The sequence below is a fragment of the Pseudomonas sp. MYb2 genome (assembly GCF_002979955.1).
GTDB lineage: Bacteria > Pseudomonadota > Gammaproteobacteria > Pseudomonadales > Pseudomonadaceae > Aquipseudomonas.
Genome location: NZ_PCQC01000024.1, coordinates 64,266 through 79,845, shown reverse-complemented (window position 1 = coordinate 79,845; position 15,580 = coordinate 64,266). Strand labels below are relative to the sequence as shown.

Sequence of the window (15,580 nt, the reverse complement as noted above, 5' to 3'; positions counted from 1 at the left end):
ATGTGAGAGTAGGTCATCGTCAAGATTAAATTCCGAAACCCCAATTGCGAAAGCAGTTGGGGTTTTGTTTTGCCCGCAGGAAAGTTTGGCCAACGTTTGAAGATCGGGTTTACCCTCAAGTTCAAATTAGAAGCCCCGTCGTAATAACAATTACGACGGGGCTTTTGCATTACAGTCAGCCGACGAATTGCCATGGCGAACCCTTGTGACTTAATTTTCGTCTTACGGGAGGAAAGCCATGATGCACATGCTACGGTCGTGCGGCGGCTGTTCGGCGTGCCGGTTTTGGCACGGAGGATCCGATTGCGCTTGTCCACCGGGCGAACAGCTCATGGCAGGCATCGGCGCATTCCTTAGTGCCGAGGAACAGGAAGCCGCTCGGGCGCAGGGCGAAGTGGAGCATCTGCAGGATTTCGCGCTGCACTTCGCGATCAAGATTGATCAGCAAAGATGCGTCGAGGGGATCAACTGCACAGCTAATTGCACAGAATAATCCCGACTCATGATTCTGCCTTCAACAGTTTTGGCAGACAGACGTGCAGTGCCTTTTATCTGGACATCCCGGCAATCACGACTGCACCAATGATTTTCGGCAGCGGATGGCCTACACGGCTAACCTTCGTTCAGGTCAATTTGCCTCGTTGAAGTACTGACATTGATGATATGTCGGCGACCGTAGACTGAATATGTGAGGCTACCGTCCTCGCTGTCCGGTTTACGCAATGCCAGTTGCGCGAACAAACCATTCTTTTCACTGTAACTGCCGAACCAGTCGATCAAGGCGCCGATGTAACAATCATTGCCAATGAAGACAGGCAGGTCTGCGACTTTTTCAATGCTGTAATGCGCCGGGCCAAAGCTGTAGTAATCGTTTTCACCGGCGCCGGTCGCCGGAATAGGGCAGAGCGGTTCTTTTGAAGGGATAGCGGCGGTTTCAGCGACTTTGGCCACAGCCTGATTAAGCGCTCGGTGCAGATCGGGTTCGAGTTCAAACGTGCTGTTGCCGTCGTCCTTGTGTTGAAGAGCGGGCACGTCGAGGGCATAGCGATAACGAATCGTCACCGTCGGCACCTGGACGTTGATTTTCAGCGGGTTGAGCAAGTAGACCCGATCAACGCCGTACTCGCTGTTTCGATAGGCCGCGTAAGTCTTGCCGCGCAGGTTTATCCAGTCCACCGACTGATTGGCGCCGCGATCATTGGTGTAGAACAGTGAACTGTCGGGCTCAACAGAACGTTTGATGAACCGTTCGCCGTCACGCCGCCAGGTTTCCACATAAGTGAACAGACCGGTGCCCCCGGCGTAGGTATTTACGATCAGATCGCGCTGCCCGTCGCCATCCAGATCCCGCAAGGTGTAAGACGTCAGGCCGGTTTCGGCAGCGTCATTGATCCGGGAGGCGGTCAGCGCTCGCCATTCATCGGCACCAACGCCTTCGGGCTGCGATGTCGGAAAGTGTGTTATCAAAGAGTCCTCTGCACTGGCCTCACCGTGAAAACCGCCAGAAGGCGTTTTCACGGTGAGCGCAGCGAGTACCCGATCCAGCGCGAATTCTGGATCATCTTTACTGGCGGCTTGAATACGCTTTTGCAGATCGTCCAGCGCCTGTTTATCGAGGTCATCCGGTTGATAGGCCACCGCTGCCTGCCACTGCGCGTGCAACGCTTGCAGACGCTCGCGATATTGCTGATCCAGGCAGGAAACGTCTTCGGCGCAGGCATTGCGTGCTTTTAACCACAGCCGTTGAGCGCGCTTGAGTTCAGCTTGTGCGGGACCAGAGGCTTTGAATAAATCCCGATAAATCGCGCCCATTTGCGCGTCCACTTCATACAACGATTTGTTCGCACAAACAGTGTTTTCGACGGCATTCGCCGCTTTTGTGCAGTCCATTCCGGCCGCCATGGCCTGCTGAATAAACAGCAGCACACAGACGGACACGATGCAGCGTCCTTTGATGTACACGATGTAAGCCCTGTAGTGGGGAGTTATGCCGGCGCGCAGGGTAATCGCTGGGCGAGGAATGTTGAAGCGCTGGCTTCAGGGAACCGCACTTGTGGCCGATAACCCATTGGGTGACTTCAACGTCGCGCGAAATCGCTTGATAGCATTTGGCCGGCAGCTATTATCTGCGCGCCTGAAATTGCCCTCACTTCAATTGCCTGGAAATCTTCGATGCTGTCGTATCACCAAAAGAGTTTTCTGATCGTCGATGATTTCTCGGATTTCCGCAGTTCCGTCCGTTCGATGCTGCGTGAGCTTGGGGTCAAGGATGTCGACACCGCCGACACCGGTGAGCAGGCGCTGAAGATGTGTGCGCAGAAGTCCTACGATTTCATCCTGCAGGACTTCCATCTCGGCGACGGCAAGAAGAACGGCCAGCAAGTACTCGAAGACCTGATGCTGGAAAAACTCATCAGCCATGAAGCGGTATTCGTCATGGTCACCGCCGAGACCAGTCAGGCGATGGTGCTCAGTGCCCTGGAGCATGAGCCGGATGCGTACCTGACCAAACCGTTCAACCGTTCCGGCCTGGCTCAGCGCCTTGAGCGTCTGGAGCAGCGCAAGACATTGCTCAAACCGATTCTGCAAGCCCTCGACCGTGGTAAACCGGTCGAGGTGCTCAATGCCTGCATTGCCCTGTGCAAGCAGGACATTCGTTATTCACCGTTATGCCTGCGTTACCGCGCCGATGCGTTGCGCGACATGAACCAGAACGAAGCGCTGGAGCGTCTCTACGACAGCATCATCGCCGACCGGCCGTTGCCTTGGGCGTTTGCCGGACTGGGCAAGTTGTTGTTCAAGCGTGGGCAAGTCGCTCAGGCAAAAGGCGTCTATGAAAAGGCGCTGAAGGTGTTTCCGATGATGCCCTCGTTGTACGACGGCATGGCCGACGTGCTGGTTGCCGAGGGTGATACCAAAGGTGCGCAGCAGGTGCTGGAAGAGGCCATTCGTCTGTCGCCACTGGCGGTGCGTCGCCAAGCCTTGCTGGGCAAGCTTGCAATGGCCAACGAAGATTTCGACACCGCCTCACGCGCCTATCGTCAGGCCGTGGCGCAGGGGGCGCAGTCGCGTTTCAAGGATCCGGAAAGCAATCTGGGCCTGGCTCATGCGTTGATCAGCAAAGGCAGCGAGCGCGGTCTCGATACGCGTACGCGGCTGGAGATCAACACGACCCTCAGCGCTGTCGCCAAAGAGAACCCGACTGACCCCGGCCTGCAGATTCGTGCGCGCCTGATGAAGGCTACCAGCCTGCTGCTCAACGATGCCGAAACTGCCGACAAGCTCACCGAACAAGCACTGATGCGTCTCGACGGCATGGAACAGTTCATGAGTCCGGAAGCGGCGCTGTTGGTCGCCAAGCAGTTGCAGATGCTCGGTCAGGCCGAGGCGGGCACCTCGATGCTCAAGAGCTGCGCGGAAATCTACGGTGATGATCCGGCGGTGATGAAAGACATCGCCAAGCTCACCGATGACCCGACTATTCTCAGCTCCAGTAACGCCGCTGCCGACCTCAACCGTCAGGGCGTGCGCGTGTACAAGACCGGCAATCTGGTGGAGGCCCGCGAGGTGTTCCGCAAGGCGCTGAAGATGCAACCGAAGAACATCAGTATTGCGCTGAACATGGCCCAGTCGCTGCTGCACGGCACCGACACGTCGGTGCCATCGGCGGAGCTGGAAGAATGTCGGGCCTGCCTGAAAATGGTCGGCCTGATGCCCGACACCGACGCGCGTCATGCGCGTTATCAGAAGCTGAAAAGCAAGGCGTTTGGCGAATGAGCAACGACAAGCAGGCGCTGGATTTTTCCACGGTGATCGCCTCCACCGTCCACGACATGAAAAACTCGCTGGCCATGCTGATGCAGGCTCACAGCCAATGGCTCGCGCGGTTGCCGCAAGCGCAGCGCGAAGGTTCGGAGCAGGGCGTGATCGACTTCGAGTTCGCCCACCTCAACGGCATGCTCGTGCAATTGCTCGGGCTGTACAAGCTCGGCGTCAACCAGATGCCACTGCAACCGGCCTATCATGAACTCGACGACTTCATCGAAGCGCAACTGGCGTCGCATCAAGAGGTGTTCGCCAGTCGCGGGATCGTCGCCACGTATGAAGTTGATCCGTTGAGTCCGCTGGGGTTCTTTGACCGTGAATTGATTGCCTCGGTGCTCGGCAACTGCATCAACAATGCGATTCGCTATGCCCGCGAATCACTGCTGATCACCGTCAGCGACGAGGCCGGGCAACTGGTCCTGAGCATCAACGACGACGGCGACGGTTACCCGGCCGAGATGCTCGAGCGTCAGGCCGATTACGTGCAGGGCATCAACCACAGCAGCGGCAGCACCGGGCTCGGTTTGTATTTCGCCAACCGCATCGCAGCGCTGCATCAGCGTAACGGTGTTGAAGGTCGCACCGAAATTCGCAACGGCGGCCCATTGGGCGGCGGTGTGTTCAGCCTCTACCTCCCTTGATATTGCACCGATGCCTGTAGGAGCTGCCGCAGGCTGCGATTTTTTGATCCTGGAAAAACAACATCAAAAGATCGCAGCCTGCGGCAGCTTCTACTGGGGGTATTCGCGTTGTTTGTTTTTTTGTTTTGACGCTGCTTGATATTCCGAACAGCCGAAGCCTATTTTGTACGGGTCGCCGTTCGCGGCTCGCACAATAACAAGGATTGCGTCATGACAACCGATGGCCAGCGTTCACTCGCGCAGCGACTGACGGGCATTGATGAGATTGAATGTGTCACGCCGGATTTGAACGGCGTGCCGCGAGGCAAAGTGATGACCGCCGAGGGTTTCCTCGAAGGGCGGCGTTTGCAGATGGCGCGGGGAGTGCTGCTGCAATGCATCATGGGTGGTTATCCGGCGGCGCGCTTTTACGGCAGCGATGACGGCGACCTGGCACTGGTTGCCGAACCGTCGATGATCCATCCGCTGCCCTGGAGTGACGAGCCGCGTGCATTGGCCATTTGTGATGCGGATGAGCTGACCGGCGAGAGCTCCAATCTGTCGACTCGGGGCCAGCTCAAAAAGGTCATTGCTCGTTACGCCGCGCGCGGCCTGGCGCCGGTGGTGGCGACCGAGCTGGAGTTCTTTGTCTTCGCCCCGAACACTGATCCGACCCAACCGTTCCGTCCGCCTGTTGGCCTCGACGGCCGGCGCGAGGATGGCCAATCGGCATTCAGTGTCAGTTCCAACAACGGTCTGCGGCCGTTCTTCAATGAAGTCTATAGATGCATGGCCGCTCTCGGCCTGCCGCGCGACACCTTCATGCATGAAATGGGCGTCAGCCAGTTCGAGATCAATCTGCTGCACGGCGATCCGCTGCTGCTCGCCGATCAGACCTTTCTGTTCAAACACCTGCTCAAGGAAGTCGCGCTCAAGCATGGCCTGAGCGTAGTGTGCATGGCCAAGCCGCTGGCGCACACGCCGGGCAGTTCGATGCACATTCACCAGAGCATCGTCGACATCGATACTGGCAAGAACGTGTTCAGCGCCGAGGACGGCCAACCGACGGCGATGTTCCGCCACTTCATCGGTGGGCAGCAGGCAGGCATGGCAGAGTTCACCGCACTGTTTGCGCCCAACGTGAACTCCTATCAGCGTCTGTGCCACCCGTTCGCTTCGCCGAACAACGCGTGCTGGTCCCATGACAATCGCGCCGCCGGCTTGCGTATTCCCGCCAGTTCGCCGGTTGCCCGTCGGGTGGAAAACCGTTTGCCCGGCGCCGATGCCAACCCGTATCTGGCGATCGCCGCCAGTCTGGCCGCGGGTTTGCATGGCATCGAGCATGAACTGGAGCCGACGGAAGCGATTCAGGGCGAGTTCGAGGTGCCGGACAACCTCTCGCTGCCGTGTACCTTGCATGCCGCGCTTGAGCGTCTGAAACGTAGCCAATTGGCGAGGGAACTGTTCGGACAGGAGTTCATCGAAGGCTACATCGCTTCGAAGACCATGGAGTTGACCAGCTTCTTTGATGAAATCACTCCCTGGGAACGGCGTGTTCTAGCAGCCCAGGCCTGACGAACCGTCGCCATCGGGCTATCGTTTTGGTAGCCCGATATTTACTGCAAGGAGCCGCTCGGAACGCCGATGCGCCAAATCTGGAAATCCTTTCGAGCGCTGTATTTCGCCTCGCTGATGATGTTGATCGGCTCGGGCCTTCTATCCACTTATCTGGCCTTGCGCCTTGCCGCTGACAACGTCGACGGCCTGTGGGTCGGTGCGTTGATGGCGGCCAACTATTTCGGCCTGGTGCTGGGCGGCAAGATCGGCCACCGGTTGATCGCTCGGGTCGGGCATATCCGTGCGTACTCGGCGTGCGCGGGGATCGTCGGCGCGGCGGTGCTCGGTCATGGCCTGGTCGACTGGCTGCCGGCATGGCTGGTGCTGCGGACCATCGTCGGTCTGGGCATGATGTGCCAATACATGGTCATCGAGAGCTGGCTCAACGAGCAGGCCGACGCCAATCAGCGCGGTCTGGTATTCAGTGGTTACATGATCGCTTCGTATCTGGGCCTGGTCCTGGGTCAGTTGATTCTGGTGATGCACCCGGGGCTGGGTCTGGAACTGCTGATGCTGGTCGCCCTGTGCTTTGCGTTGTGTCTGGTGCCGGTGACCCTGACCCGACGTATTCACCCTGCGCCCTTGCATCCGGCGCCGATGGAACCGCGCTTCTTTATCAAGCGGGTGCCGCAGTCCTTGAGCACGGTGCTCGGTGCCGGTTTGATCATCGGTTCGTTCTACGGCCTGGCACCGCTGTATGCGTCTCAGCAGGGCCTGTCGACCGAGCAGGTCGGTCTGTTCATGGGTAGCTGCATCTTTGCCGGCTTATTGGTGCAGTGGCCGCTGGGCTGGTTGTCCGATCGTTACGACCGGGCGCTGCTGATTCGCTGCTTTGCCGGGTTCCTGGCAGTGGCGGCGTTGCCGTTGGCGGTGCTGCCGCAGGTTCCGCTCGAGGTGCTGTTTGGGGTTGGTTTCCTCTGTTCACTGGTGCAGTTCTGTCTGTACCCACTGGCGGTGGCATTCTCCAATGACCATGTCGAGGGTGATCGGCGGGTGTCGCTGACCGCGATGCTGTTGGTGACCTACGGGGTCGGTGCGAGCATTGGGCCGCTGCTCGCGGGTGTGCTGATGAAGCTGTTCGGTAGTCAGAGCCTGTATGCGTTTTTCAGCTTCTTCGCGCTGGTGCTGGTGTGGCGGATCCGGCCGAAAGCCGTGACCAATCTGCACCAGGTCGACGATGCGCCGTTGCATCACGTGGCCATGCCCGACAGCATGTCCAGCTCGCCGCTGGTGGCCGCCCTTGACCCGCGGGTCGACGAGCAGGTGGTGCAGGAGCAGATGGTGCAGGACCCGGTGCAAGCGCCAGTGAGCCCCGAGCCTGAAGCCGATACGCCGGCCGCGCCTGCGACAGAAACCGAACCGGACGCTGACAACGACAAGCCGACCCCTGATCTCAGTGGCGGCCGGCCTTGAACTGAACAAAAAGCATCGCGCACAAAAAAGGGCAGTCCCGCCAAGGACTGCCCTTTTTATTTGCCGCTGAGAATCACATGTCGTCTTTATCGAAACGGCGTGCTTCACGCTGCAACTGATAAACGAAACGCTCAACGTTGCGCGCGGCCGGGCCACTGATGTTGTGAAAGCGCAGGCCGGCAAAGGTGATGTTGAGTTTTTCCTCGAAATGCAGGTAGCGCAGTTCGACGGCGGTCGGTTGATTGCCGAACAGCGGTGGGGCGATCAGGCGGTCGTAGACCTGGCCCAGTTGCAGGCGGTCAGTAATGTCGCCTTCGAAACGCAGCTTGCAGCCGGTCGCGGAAATATCCAGCAGTTTGCCGTTGATCGGCGATTTGAGTTTCTCGCCACCCAGTTCGACGCTGACCAGGTCGGTGAGTTTCAGCGCGGCGCGGAAAGCATTGCGGCGCTGGTGGTAAACCACTTCGGTAGGCAGATCGCCGGTGTAGAAACGGTCGCCTTCGGATTCTTGAATGTTCAGCGTGCCGTTGCATTCCCAGGCGATACGTACACCGTCGTGGAAACCTTCAACCTTGAACGGTTCGCCGGCCAGCAGGAAGCGTTCACCGTCGCGCGGGATCATTTCATCGAGGGCGATGGAGGCGGTGTCACGGTCAACTTTGATCAAATAGCTCTGAAAGCGCTGGCTGCGCTCGTGGAACGTGATGATCAAAGGATCGTGGCTGTCTTGTAACTGACGCAGGTTGCTGGAGATTTCCAGTGGCGTGGTGAGCACCTTTGGGGGCTGCGGAGCATCATCCGCGCTTAGGGCGTTGGACACGGTTTATCAATCTCCAGACAAAATATGACGACTAGCCAGCATTTTGCCAGCATGTTTCGCGGGTTGATAGAGCTGGCGCATCAACGGCTCATGCCTGGCTGAGCGGACGCGGTACGGCGGGTTTGGCAAAAGTGCCGCTGGCGTTGTAAAGCGCTGGCGCTTCACCACCGGTGAGGATCTTCAGCTGATTGGCCGTGGCGGCCTGCTGGATCTGGATCGACTGACCATTCTTGAGGTTGGCGGCCTGGCATTGCGCGATCAGATCGGTCAATGCGTCGCCTTGCGTCAACAACTGCTCGCCAATGCTCGACTGGCCAGCCAATTGCTCAAGACCTGTACGATCAGTCGGCAGATTGAGGCTGGCGAGGATTTCGCTGCGCTTGCGGCCATGCTGTTCAAGCAGAATGATCAATGCCTGTTTGTGCGCCAGAATTTCTTCCAGCAGGGGCATGTCGCGACCGTGCAACGCGAGGGATTCGGTTTGCAGCAACTCCAGCAATTGTTGAGCTGGAGCAAAGTCGTCGTTGATCAGTTGCAATAAATTAGTGTCGTGCATGGCTGGCCTTGGGTTTTAAGCGTCCAAAAGCCTGGCGCCGGCAAAAGCCTAGCGCTGGGCTTCGAAGTTGAGCAGTTTGCTGGCTACACGGTTGCTGTCGACTTTATAGCTGCCATCGGCAATCGCGGCTTTCAACTCGGCCACACGGGCTTTGTCGACAGCAGGCTGATCGCGCAGCTTGTCAGTGACCTTCTGCAACTGTTGAGCCTCATTGCTGAGGTGTACCGATTCCCCGCTTTTTGCGGTACTGGCCTGTTCGGCCGGGGTATTCAGCGGCGCAGAGGTGCCGGTTTCGGCGGTTTCCTTGGCGTTGCTGGTACGTGTACTGCCCGTAAGTGACGAGGAGCTGTTCAAACGGCTGAAATCGATGACCATGATAAAAACCTCTGGGAATTTGGACGCTTGCCATGTTTTCGGCCATCCCCTGGAAAACTTTAGGCACATTTACAATGAGCCTTGCATGCGCCGGCGCGTGTCCTGCTGCGGCACAGTTTAGGGAACAGCCGGGGTCAGCGCCAGTTTTCTACATCGCCACTTCCACTTGGCCCGGCGCGATGACTTGCGCCTTGATGACCCGTTGCGAGTTGAGGTTTTTTACCCGGATCTGTTCTTTCAAGCCGCCATTGGCAAGCGCTTCGCCGGGCATGCGCACGGCCAGTGTGCCGCTGCGGGCAGTGATGACCACCTGATCGCCCTTGCGCACGACTTCTGCCTGTTCCAGATGAACCAGAGTAATCACCTGATCGGCTACCGTTGGTCGGGTTAATTTCTGCCCGATCGCTTCGTCTACCGAGGTCAGGAAGCCTTGATTGATCACACTGACGTCACGTTCACGCAGGGTCACGTCCTGCGGCTCGATAATGCCGGCGCGCTTGAGCGGTCGCGTGGTCGTCACAATCTCGCGAAACAGGCGGACTTGAGCGGGCACGAAGACTGTCCAGGGCGAGGCGCCCTCGCAGCGAACCTTGACGGTTACCCGGCCCAAAGGACGTGCCGGACTCTCCAGCGAAGCTGTCAATTCCTTGTCGCACATAGGCATGCGCATACGTGGATCGAGTTGCTTGACCTCGATTTCGTAGCGGCCTTCCGTTTGACTGGTAGCCAGATAGTCTTCTACGGTGAACTCAAGAAAGCCCTGAGTGACGCCGATAAGCATGTCAGGCATGGTAACCGTATCAGCAACGGCAGGGCTGCCAGCGAAGAAGAAGCAGACGGCAGACATCGCGCACAGGCTTTTGCGAGTGCGGGAGGTCAGGTGTCGGAAAAATGTCGTTTGAGCGTTCATACGAGTTAAAAAGCAAGCGCCGTGCCGTTTAGCAATGAATGTGCGTCGCAACAACACTTGGCGTTGGTGTAGGAGTCTGGGCATGGCTGGTGTAATGGATTCGGTGAACCAGCGCACGCAACTGGTGGGGCAGAATCGCCTGGAGCTGTTGTTGTTCCGTCTCGACGGTCAGCAGCTCTACGGAATCAACGTGTTCAAGGTACGGGAAGTGTTGCAGTGCCCGTCGCTGACGTTGATGCCCAAGTCCAGTCCTGTCGTGTGCGGGGTGGCAAATATCCGGGGGGCGACCATTCCGATCCTTGATCTGGCAATGGCCACCGGTTCCGGAGCGTTGAAGGACAAGAACAACCCGTTCGTGATCATCACGGAGTACAACACCAAGACCCAGGGTTTCCTGGTCCGCTCGGTGGAGCGCATCGTCAACATGAACTGGGAAGAGATTCATCCACCGCCCAAGGGCACGGGTCGCGATCATTACCTGACCGCTGTGACTCGGGTGGACAATCAGTTAGTCGAAATCATCGATGTCGAGAAAGTGCTGGCCGAAGTTGCGCCGACACCGGAAGCGATTTCGGTGGGCGTGGTCGATGTCGAGACCCAGACCAAGGCACTGTCGTTGCGTGTCTTGACGGTCGATGACTCATCGGTGGCGCGCAAGCAGGTCACGCGTTGCCTGCAGACGATTGGCGTCGAAGTGATCGCGCTGAACGACGGCAAGCAGGCGCTGGATTACCTGCGCAAGCTGGTCGACGAGGGCAAGAAGCCGGAAGAAGAGTTCCTGATGATGATTTCCGACATCGAGATGCCGGAGATGGACGGGTACACCCTGACGGCGGAAATCCGCGGCGACGCACGCATGCAAAAGCTTCATATCATCCTGCATACTTCGTTGTCCGGGGTATTCAATCAGGCGATGGTCAAGAAAGTCGGTGCTGATGACTTCCTGGCCAAATTCCGCCCTGATGACCTGGCATCCCGGGTAGTCGACCGGATCAAAGCAGCAGATATCAGCTAGGGGCGTTTTGCTCCTGGCGGTCAACACGATTTAAGAGGCGGCATCATTGTCTACGGGTAATTTGGATTTCGAACAGTTCCGGGTCTTCCTGGAAAAAGCCTGTGGCATTTTGCTCGGTGAAAACAAGCAGTACCTGGTCTCGAGCCGTCTCAACAAACTGATGGAGCAGCAAGGCATCAAATCCCTGGGTGAGCTGGTCCAGCGCATCCAGACCCAGCCGCGCAGCGGTTTGCGCGAGCAGGTGGTCGATGCCATGACGACCAACGAAACCCTGTGGTTTCGTGACACCTATCCGTTTGAAGTCTTGAAGAACAAGGTACTGCCTGAAGCGATCAAGGCCAGCCCCAACCAGCGTCTGCGGATCTGGTCGGCCGCCTGCTCATCGGGCCAGGAACCGTACTCGCTGTCGATGTCGATCGACGAGTTCGAGCGCAGCAACCTGGGCCAGTTGAAGATGGGTGTGCAGATCGTTGCCACTGATTTGTCCGGCCTAATGCTGACCAACTGCAAGACGGGCGAATACGACAGCCTGGCGATCGGTCGCGGTTTGTCGCCGGAACGTCTGCAGCGTTACTTCGACCCGAAAGGGCCGGGGCGCTGGGTGATCAAGGCGCCGATCAAGAACCGCGTGGAGTTCCGCTCGTTCAACCTGCTCGACAGCTATGCCGCGCTGGGCAAGTTCGACATCGTGTTCTGCCGCAACGTGTTGATCTACTTCTCTGCCGAAGTGAAGAAGGACATCCTGTTGCGCATTCACAGCACGTTGAAGCCGGGCGGTTATCTGTTCCTTGGCGCTTCCGAAGCGTTGAACGGTTTGCCGGACCATTACCAGATGGTGCAGTGCAGCCCGGGGATCATTTACCAGGCGAAGTGATTGCATCGGCAATACAAAAAAACGGCAGGCCCGCAAAGGCCTGCCGTTTTTTTGTGCCCGAAGAAATTCTCCTTAACACCACAAAACCCCTGTAGGAGTGAGCCTGCTCGCGATAGCGGTAGCACATTCAGCATCATCGGTGCCTGACACACCGCTATCGCGAGCAGGCTCACTCCTACAGGGACCGTGGTGTGTATGAGATGGACGGCAAGCGGCAGAAAAGCGGCATTCGGCGGAAACCGGTTGCCGCTTTTCTGGCATTGCCGCTTTGCCGGTCTCTCGCAAAGCCCCGGTTTACGGGGGTTTTTCGCATTGGCACGCGGCTTGCTAAAGCTCAGTTACGAAAAACCGGTCACCCTGAAGGTCCCGACATGAGCATCAGCTTCGATAAAGCGCTCGGCATTCACGAAAAAGCCCTGGGCTTCCGCGCCCAGCGTGCCGAAGTCCTGGCCAACAACATCGCCAACGCCGATACCCCGAACTACAAGGCTCGGGATCTGGACTTCTCCAAAGTGCTTGAAGCACAGACCCAGAAAAACGCCAACGGCACGATTGCCCTGAACATGACCAACAGCCGTCACATCGAAGCTGAAGGCCTGGGCAACGGCGACGAATCGCTGATGTATCGCACGCCGATGCAACCGTCGATCGACCAGAACACCGTTGACGCTCAACTGGAACAGTCCAACTACGCGGAAAACGCCGTAGGCTTCCAGGCCAGCTTCACCCTGCTCAACAGCAAATTCAAAGGGCTGGTGTCAGCCCTGCGCGGAGAGTAATCCATGTCCCTGTCCAGCGTTTTCAACATTGCCGGCAGCGGCATGAGCGCACAAACCACGCGTCTGAACACCGTGGCTTCGAACATCGCCAACGCCGAAACCGTCTCGTCGAGCATCGACCAGACCTACCGCGCCCGCCACCCGGTGTTCGCCACCATGTTCCAGGGCGGTCAGAACAGCGGCAGCAACTCGCTGTTCCAGAGCCAGGACGCAGCCGGTCAAGGCGTACAGGTATTGGGTGTGGTCGAAGATCAGAGCAACCTCGAAGCGCGTTACGAGCCGAACCATCCGGCAGCCGACGCCAAAGGTTACGTCTACTACCCGAACGTCAACGTGGTGGAAGAAATGGCTGACATGATTTCCGCGAGCCGGTCTTTCCAGACCAACGCTGAAATGATGAACACCGCGAAAACCATGATGCAGAAGGTACTGACCCTCGGTCAGTAATAAGGGGCGACTGCCATGAGTGTTTCCGATACCACCAGCTCCCTGAGCATGAATGACATCCTGGCCAACTCGTCGAAGAAGGCCAGCAGCACCACCACCGGCGGCATCGCTTCGGCAACCAACAGTGCAACCGGCGGTCAAGCGCTGGGCAAGGACGCGTTCCTGCAACTGCTGGTGACCCAGCTGAAAAACCAGAACCCGCTGGATCCGCAGGACAACAGCGCGTTCGTTGCCCAATTGGCGCAGTTCAGCAGCCTGGAAGGCATCACCACGCTTAATAGCACCGTAAGCTCGCTGGCCGGTAACTACAACTCCTCGCAGGCGTTGCAGGCATCGTCGCTGGTTGGCCGCAATGTAATCGTGCAAACCAACACTGCCCAGCTCGACGACCCGAGCAAAGGCCTGACCGGTTCGGCGACTGTGCCTACGTCGATTGCCGGCGGCACGGTGACCATCACCGACAGCAGCGGCGCTACCGTGCGCACCATTGACCTGGGCAGTCGCGCTGCCGGCAATGCCAGCTTCACCTGGGACGGCAAAGATGCTTCCGGCAATCTGGTGCCCGTCGGTACTTACACCTTCAAGGCGAACGCACCGATCAACGGCGCCGCGACAGATCTGGCGACCTACCTGCCGGCGACCGTCAACAGCGTGACGATCAGCCAGACCGGTGGCGAGCTGATGCTCAACCTGTCCGGCAAGGGCACCGTTGCCCTGTCCAAAGTACAAACCATTGGTATATAGAGCCGACTAACCGGCACAAAGGAGTGGAATATGTCTTTCAATATCGGCCTTAGCGGTCTCTATGCCGCCAACAAACAGCTGGACGTGACCGGCAACAACATCGCCAACGTCGCGACTGCCGGTTTCAAATCGTCCCGTGCAGAATTCGAAGACGTCTACTCGGCGACTCGCCTGGGTAGCGGCAGCAAAGTGATCGGTAACGGCGTGCGCCTGGCCAACGTTTCCCAACAGTTCACCCAGGGTGACATCAACAACACCGGTAACGTGTTGGATATGGGCATCAACGGTTCGGGCTTCTTCACCATGAGCAACAACGGCTCGGTGTCCTACACCCGTGCCGGTACGTTCAAGGTCGACAACGCCGGTTACATCACCAACACCGATTACACCTCGCGCCTGCAGGGTTACGGTGTGGATGCCAACGGCAAGATCATCAACGGTGTACTGACCGACCTGAAGATCGACACCTCGAACCTGGCGCCGAAGTCCACCTCGCTGGTGACGTCGACCATCAACCTGAACTCGACTGCTCCGGTGATCGACGACACAGTGGCGGCCGGCAAATTCGACCCGACCAACCTTGCGACCTACACCAAGTCGTTCAGCACGCCGATCTATGACAGTCAGGGCAACATGCACCCGATGGATCAGTACGTGGTCAAGACCGGTGCCAACACCTGGAAGGTCTACACCCTGGTAGACGGCCGTAACCCGGACGCGACCGGTAGCGATCCGAAAACCACCGCGCCAGTCGCTTCCACCATGAGCTTTGACTCCGCCGGCAAGCTGACTCAGGTCAGCACTCTGCCGGGTCCGGTGATCAGCAGTGACCTGAAAATCACTGGCTGGGTGCCAGGTAACGTGGTCAACGGTACCTTCAAGGCTAACGGTGCAGCTGCCAACCCGGCCGGCATTACCATTTCGATGGCGCAGACCACTCAGTACAACGCAGACACCGCGCGTTCTATCCCGACTCAGGATGGTTACGCCACTGGCCAGATCACCAACCTGACCATCGACGGCACCGGTACGCTGTTCGCCAACTTCAGCAACAACCAGAGCAAGGCCATCGGCCAGGTTGCGCTGGCCAGCTTTACCAACGAACAAGGTCTGCAGGCAATCGGTGGCACCAGCTGGAAAGAGACGTTCGCTTCGGGTATCCCGGGCTACGATGCACCGGAAACCGGTACCTTGGGTTCGATCGCTTCCAACTCGCTGGAAGAGTCCAACGTTAACCTGACCAACGAACTGGTAGACCTGATCAAGGGCCAGAGCAACTATCAGGCGAACGCCAAGACCATTTCCACTCAGAGCACCATCATGCAGACCATCATTCAGATGACTTGATGCTGGTTTGAGATGTGCAAGGGAGCCCCTCTTTTTAGAGGGGCTTTTTTGTGGGGCCCGCAGATCAAGAGCTGCAGCCGAACAGAGTGGTGAGGAGCACGGCGCGAATGTCATGCAGGAGCTGCCGCAGGTGCGATCGTTTGATCCTGATCCTGATCCTGATCCTGATCCTGATCCTGATCCTGTAGGAACTGAGCCTGCTCGCGATGACGTCCTGAAAGCCGGCGCATTTCTCCCG

15 protein-coding genes and 1 pseudogene are annotated in these 15,580 nt (G+C 58.1%); 10 read left to right on the top strand and 6 right to left on the bottom strand.

The annotated features are described in order from the left end of the window. Positions 1-257: 257 nt before the first annotated feature. Positions 258-451 (bottom strand): annotated as a pseudogene (locus tag CQ009_RS30565) (hypothetical protein); the annotation flags it as partial. A 161-nt stretch (positions 452-612) separates the two neighbouring features. Beyond that, positions 613-1,938 carry a lysozyme inhibitor LprI family protein gene (locus CQ009_RS27040; protein ID WP_256585505.1) on the bottom strand — a complete coding sequence of 442 codons (1,326 nt, stop codon included), beginning with the start codon at positions 1,936-1,938 and terminating at the stop codon, positions 613-615. Between the two features lie 234 nt (positions 1,939-2,172). Here CQ009_RS27040 and CQ009_RS27035 point away from each other — a divergent pair, with 234 nt between their 5' ends. The 4 genes from CQ009_RS27035 to CQ009_RS27020 all read left to right on the top strand — a co-directional run bounded on the left by CQ009_RS27035 (position 2,173) and on the right by CQ009_RS27020 (position 7,475). Next, entirely contained in the window at positions 2,173-3,777 is a 1,605-nt protein-coding gene (locus CQ009_RS27035; RefSeq protein WP_064391664.1) for a tetratricopeptide repeat-containing response regulator, read from the top strand. Then, a complete protein-coding gene (locus CQ009_RS27030) occupies positions 3,774-4,466 on the top strand; it encodes a sensor histidine kinase KdpD (protein ID WP_064391662.1) in 693 nt (230 codons plus the stop codon). The genes CQ009_RS27035 and CQ009_RS27030 overlap by 4 nt, the downstream gene beginning before the upstream one ends. Positions 4,467-4,778: 312 nt before the next feature. Continuing rightward, the gene (locus CQ009_RS27025; RefSeq protein ID WP_177431021.1) at positions 4,779-6,020 is read left to right on the top strand and encodes a glutamine synthetase family protein; all 1,242 of its coding nucleotides are present in this window, start codon (positions 4,779-4,781) and stop codon (positions 6,018-6,020) included. 69 nt (positions 6,021-6,089) lie between these two features. Further along, positions 6,090-7,475: an MFS transporter gene (locus CQ009_RS27020; protein ID WP_105709226.1), complete on the top strand. Its 1,386-nt coding sequence runs from the start codon at positions 6,090-6,092 to the stop codon at positions 7,473-7,475. A 73-nt stretch (positions 7,476-7,548) separates the two neighbouring features. On the opposite strand, the gene CQ009_RS27015 is transcribed toward CQ009_RS27020, so the two are convergent. From CQ009_RS27015 to flgA, 4 genes are all read right to left on the bottom strand, one after another. Next, complete coding sequence (locus tag CQ009_RS27015) at positions 7,549-8,295, bottom strand: flagellar brake protein (RefSeq protein WP_064391656.1); 747 nt, start codon at positions 8,293-8,295, stop codon at positions 7,549-7,551. An 88-nt stretch (positions 8,296-8,383) separates the two neighbouring features. Continuing rightward, the gene (locus CQ009_RS27010) at positions 8,384-8,851 is read right to left on the bottom strand and encodes a flagella synthesis protein FlgN (RefSeq protein ID WP_064391653.1); all 468 of its coding nucleotides are present in this window, start codon (positions 8,849-8,851) and stop codon (positions 8,384-8,386) included. A 48-nt stretch (positions 8,852-8,899) separates the two neighbouring features. Then, positions 8,900-9,226, bottom strand: coding sequence for a flagellar biosynthesis anti-sigma factor FlgM (gene flgM / locus CQ009_RS27005; protein ID WP_007960324.1), 327 nt, complete (start codon positions 9,224-9,226; stop codon positions 8,900-8,902). Between the two features lie 148 nt (positions 9,227-9,374). Further along, complete coding sequence (flgA, locus tag CQ009_RS27000) at positions 9,375-10,136, bottom strand: flagellar basal body P-ring formation chaperone FlgA (RefSeq protein ID WP_082355483.1); 762 nt, start codon at positions 10,134-10,136, stop codon at positions 9,375-9,377. Positions 10,137-10,218: 82 nt separating this feature from the next. Between flgA and CQ009_RS26995 the strand changes: the two genes are divergently transcribed. The 6 genes from CQ009_RS26995 to flgE all read left to right on the top strand — a co-directional run bounded on the left by CQ009_RS26995 (position 10,219) and on the right by flgE (position 15,342). Then, positions 10,219-11,151 (top strand): chemotaxis protein CheV, encoded by a 933-nt coding sequence (locus CQ009_RS26995; protein WP_105709225.1) that lies wholly within the window; start codon positions 10,219-10,221, stop codon positions 11,149-11,151. A gap of 46 nt (positions 11,152-11,197) precedes the next feature. After that, entirely contained in the window at positions 11,198-12,025 is an 828-nt protein-coding gene (cheR, locus tag CQ009_RS26990) for a protein-glutamate O-methyltransferase CheR (RefSeq protein ID WP_007917583.1), read from the top strand. Positions 12,026-12,396: 371 nt separating this feature from the next. Then, positions 12,397-12,804: a flagellar basal body rod protein FlgB gene (flgB, locus tag CQ009_RS26985; protein WP_007917581.1), complete on the top strand. Its 408-nt coding sequence runs from the start codon at positions 12,397-12,399 to the stop codon at positions 12,802-12,804. A gap of 3 nt (positions 12,805-12,807) precedes the next feature. Further along, positions 12,808-13,251, top strand: coding sequence for a flagellar basal body rod protein FlgC (gene flgC / locus CQ009_RS26980; RefSeq protein WP_003227217.1), 444 nt, complete (start codon positions 12,808-12,810; stop codon positions 13,249-13,251). Between the two features lie 15 nt (positions 13,252-13,266). Next, entirely contained in the window at positions 13,267-13,995 is a 729-nt protein-coding gene (gene flgD, locus CQ009_RS26975) for a flagellar hook assembly protein FlgD (protein WP_064391648.1), read from the top strand. A gap of 30 nt (positions 13,996-14,025) precedes the next feature. Continuing rightward, positions 14,026-15,342 (top strand): flagellar hook protein FlgE, encoded by a 1,317-nt coding sequence (gene flgE / locus CQ009_RS26970; protein ID WP_064391646.1) that lies wholly within the window; start codon positions 14,026-14,028, stop codon positions 15,340-15,342. The last annotated feature ends 238 nt before the right edge of the window (positions 15,343-15,580 follow it).